This window comes from Gilliamella bombi, assembly GCF_900103255.1.
In the GTDB taxonomy this organism is placed as follows: domain Bacteria; phylum Pseudomonadota; class Gammaproteobacteria; order Enterobacterales; family Orbaceae; genus Gilliamella; species Gilliamella bombi.
Genome location: NZ_FMWS01000100.1, coordinates 1 through 4,101 on the forward strand (window position 1 = coordinate 1; position 4,101 = coordinate 4,101).

Genomic DNA, 4,101 nt, shown 5'->3' on the forward strand with positions numbered 1-4,101 from the left:
GCTAACCCAAAGTGGCTTACTGGCCTATGCGCAAGAAGGCATCGCCCTAACCAGTCCTGAAAACATCCAACTATCGACAGCTAACAGCCTGGCCTTAACCAGTGAAAACCAAACCGATATCAACGCCTTAAAAAATATCACCCTATCATCGGCTGAAGCGATGGGTTTATTTGCCCAAAAATCAGGGATGAAACTATTTGCCAACCAAGGTGATATTGAAGTGCAAGCCCAAAACGCCAACTTCAATATGGCTGCCAAGCAAGATGTTAAAGTTGATAGTGTGGATGGTAAAGTCACCATTACTGCCAAAGACAACCTCACCCTTATCTGTGGTGGCTCTTATATCAAAATCAGCAGTGAAGGCATTGAACTGGGCACGCAGGATAATATCTATCTTAAATGCAATGTGTTGCAAAAGATGGGAGTGGCGACATTATCCATTCCTTATGTTAATTTGCCGGGCATTAATGGTTACAGTGAATTTTTTATATTAACCGATCATGAAACGGGTGAACCATTAGCTTTTTATCCCTATGAAATCGAAGTAAATGGACAGACACTGACTGGTATAACCGATGCTCAAGGACGGACAAAGCGTGTGTTTACCGATGAACCGCAAACCATTACAGGTTCAGCACAAGAAGAAAGCCCTAAAAATACTTTCAAGGCAAAACATATCGCAACAGGTAAAATTGTTCAGTTTGATTTTAATGATGTTTAGGATAATAAAAATGACAACAATGATTGATAAACCAAGGGCAAGACCGACATCCAGACGTAGTCAGTCGGCTACTACAGAAAAGAATACATCAGGAACCGTACTACCTGTAACACATCCGTTTGATATTGTTTATTTATGCCAAAAAATGGAAGCAGCGAAAAAATTTCCATTCATTGCAAAAAACGGAACACCACGCTATCAACGGCAAGTGACAATGTGGATTAGGCAAGATGCTGAAAACTCTGAGTATAAATTTCCTTACTGTGGTGAAGTTGGATACAATATGACTCAAGAACCGCCAGTACCGCTTACCAGTAATAAAGAGCCATTTAGACCTAGTAGATATCCCTTATCAAAGTTTCGTATGATTTACCGAGAATACCGCAAACTGAATAGATACGGCGATCCTGAAGGAAGTTATTTATTTGATTTTCGTGAGGTTGACGTGGTTGATCCTATGGTAGATAAAACCACACTCGAAAACGAATTATCGCTAAAGCGAAGTGGTGATAATGATATTGTTGAAGCTTATCGAACCATCAACCCTGATGTTGCAAAAGAATGGTTCCCCAATGGGCGTGGTATGATTCGCATTCCAGATGTCATAAAGAAAAAGAACTACCGATTATTAGGTGCCGCAGGATATCACCCTGATAATATTGATACCGTCATTGAGATAAAATTTCCTGGCGATAGATTGTCGCCATATCAGAAAAAAGATTATTTAAAAATTGCCAACAACGATCGTAATAAATTTCGCTTAATGACCTTAAAGCAGTGTGAATTTCGTCGACGTAAAGGGAAAGAGGAGGAAGAGATGCTTGCCAATGCCAAAGCAGATCCCTTATATGCAATTGTAGGCGAAGAGGCAGTGACTAACACTAAACTAGCATTAACCATTGAACAACAGATGAGGCAAGAATATTATGTGATATCAAAACACATTATAAAATGGGTTAACCAGCAAGAGTTTGAGTACAGCCGCCCACAATTGTTAGCTCCTGATAATTATAATTTTGAACTAGCAGTAGACGCTGTACAGCGCTATGAACAACGGCATGAAGCGGTTGTTAACGCCCCATTAGCAGCAGTAGGGGTTTCCATTATAGGTGCAATGAGCACGGCACCTTTAGTCGCATTAATTACCGAAATGGGAGCAACAACATCAGTTATTCGCAATGGGGCTGAAATTATTAAGTTTTCACCTATAACAAAAACCACTGTGGCCGCAGCAGCGACAACGGCCTCGCTACCGTTGGCCGCTAAGCAACCCCAAACAAACAATTATGTATTAGAGCCGAATCAACAACTTACCTATTACGCCCAAATTACCGAGCAAGAAAAGCAAAAGTACGAAGATGATCGCCTAATTGAAATTGACTATCGCTATCAGCAAAAATATCATTTTAATAAGTTAGAGAGTCTTTTTGAATTTGAAGATGATTCAACTTTAACAAAACAGAGTAGAGACAGAGTAAGAATGGGCGAAAATAAAAGATTGATTCACTACTACCCTTATCGACAACAGTTTTACTACTATTTTACGCCTGGCGATGAACCAACAACAAATTAATGTAACTATAGGCAGTTAAGCTAGTCTTAATTATAGGATAAATGATGAAAGATAAATTACAGCAATTATTAGACGAATATCAGCAAAATTATAATAAGTTTACCTATGGCCACTATTTAGATCCTGATAATATTGAAGATGCAATAAAAACGGGGTTAGTTGGCTGTTTTTACTTAGATAAAGCCTATAAACCTGAAAAACGCCAAGCTATCGGTCAAGTGTTATCTCTCTATGATAAGTATTGGGGGGATAAATTGCAATTTGGCTATATTGATGGTGATCCTAATAAATTATTCCCTTATCAACAAACTTCACTATATGAAAAAATTAATCAGATTAATGGGGTAGGAGCAGATAATATTTGTTTTTATTGGAGTAATGTTAATAATATAGACTTCGTTCCAGAATATATGCTTAATGTATATTCAAGAGCAGAATGGTATGAAGAGTTACATAAAGAAATTAGTAATGTTCAATTTTATTTACCAATTAATGAGCTTAAAAGTTTTGGTGTGGACTCACTTGTGGAGTTAATAGGTCAAATCAGCCAAATTTTACAGCCTATGCATGGCTTTTTTGGTTTAGGTATTCAACATAGCCATGAGTATTATGATTATCAATATTTAGAGTATGAATTAGCACATAAATACTTAGGGCTTGATATTTCAAATGTTGAAAGTGATTTGCGCTTTCGAGGTGGCTTTAAATGCATTAACTGGCTCACTATCCTTAGTGATCAGCTGGTTACCGATAAATTAGGTCGCCTTGATGAATTAAAACAACGCAATCAAGACGAAGCAATTACTTTTTATCCGTACAAGGGTGGGGTTGTTGTTCGGGCTGGTGAAGTTCCTGAACTAGGCGATGTAAGCCGTAATCCTTACCCTAAGCACTATGTCAACGTTAACACACTATTAAAACCAGCACGAGCACCTGAAATCGGTTCATTAGGTTTTGGCTCAATCAATAGAGAAATTCGCTTTAATGATCGCACATCAAAAGAGTGGCAATGCCGCTTTGATGATGTCACTGCAACCGACTTACCGAAAACAGATGAACAAATAGAGCAAACACCCGACCAAACGGGGTTAGCTGTGCCCATTCGTATAAAAACAGGTGAACTTTGCCCCCATACTGGGCTTTATTCTGCAACCATTAACGGCAAAATTGAGTACCGTGAATTAATCAACGGAGATAAAGTAGCGCCATTTATTGATGACGATACAAAGCAAACCTATACCGATATTACATGGACATTATTACGTCGAGATGACGGTGGCAGCGTTTATATTAAAAATTAAATGCAGGAAAACACCAACTTGTTTCTCCTTCATGATTAAAACAATCCGCTAAAACCCATAAGGCGTTTTCCCTAAAATCGCTTTATGCGGTTTAACCGTATTATAAAAATTAATAAAGTGATTAAGTTTTTGTTTTCTCTGTTTTTAATCGCTAAATATTTGCTGATTATGCCACATTTCCATTAAAGTTCGTATCACTCTTTCGGCTTTCACATGCGTTTGTGGGCAGGCGGGTTTGGTGAATTTTTGCCTGATATGGTAGTTATCACACAGTTTATCTAAACAAATATTTTATCTAAAAAATAAAAACAGCCTCCCATTTTTGTTAAAAACTTTCAGGAAAGCACTATGTTTATGTAAAAAACAAAAAATCATACTTAAATTAAAAAGGGTGAAGTCATTGTTATTGCTTTTTTAACCACGACTTTACCGCAAAAAAAACGCTATTAAACTAACTTGAATTATTAATATTAAACAATAACATCGTTAAAAATTAGTTAAAATTC

Annotated in this window: 3 protein-coding genes; all 3 read left to right on the forward strand. The window is 37.3% G+C overall.

Going from position 1 to position 4,101, the window contains the following annotated elements; all coding sequences use genetic code 11:
* Window positions 1-721 (forward strand): DUF2345 domain-containing protein (locus B9N71_RS12340; RefSeq protein WP_143422157.1); only part of this gene is annotated, 721 nt, incomplete at its 5' end.
* A gap of 10 nt (window positions 722-731) precedes the next feature.
* Entirely contained in the window at window positions 732-2,294 is a 1,563-nt protein-coding gene (locus B9N71_RS12345) for a VRR-NUC domain-containing protein (RefSeq protein WP_085166114.1), read from the forward strand.
* A 44-nt stretch (window positions 2,295-2,338) separates the two neighbouring features.
* Complete coding sequence (locus B9N71_RS12350; RefSeq protein WP_167370120.1) at window positions 2,339-3,595, forward strand: type VI immunity family protein; 1,257 nt, start codon at window positions 2,339-2,341, stop codon at window positions 3,593-3,595.
* The last annotated feature ends 506 nt before the right edge of the window (window positions 3,596-4,101 follow it).

What these genes read in the sequence shown, in the direction of transcription:
- B9N71_RS12345 (WP_085166114.1), top strand. Translation starts at nt 732, where the DNA reads ATGACAACAATGATTGATAAACCAAGGGCAAGACCGACATCCAGACGT.
- B9N71_RS12350 (WP_167370120.1), top strand. Translation starts at nt 2,339, where the DNA reads ATGAAAGATAAATTACAGCAATTATTAGACGAATATCAGCAAAATTAT.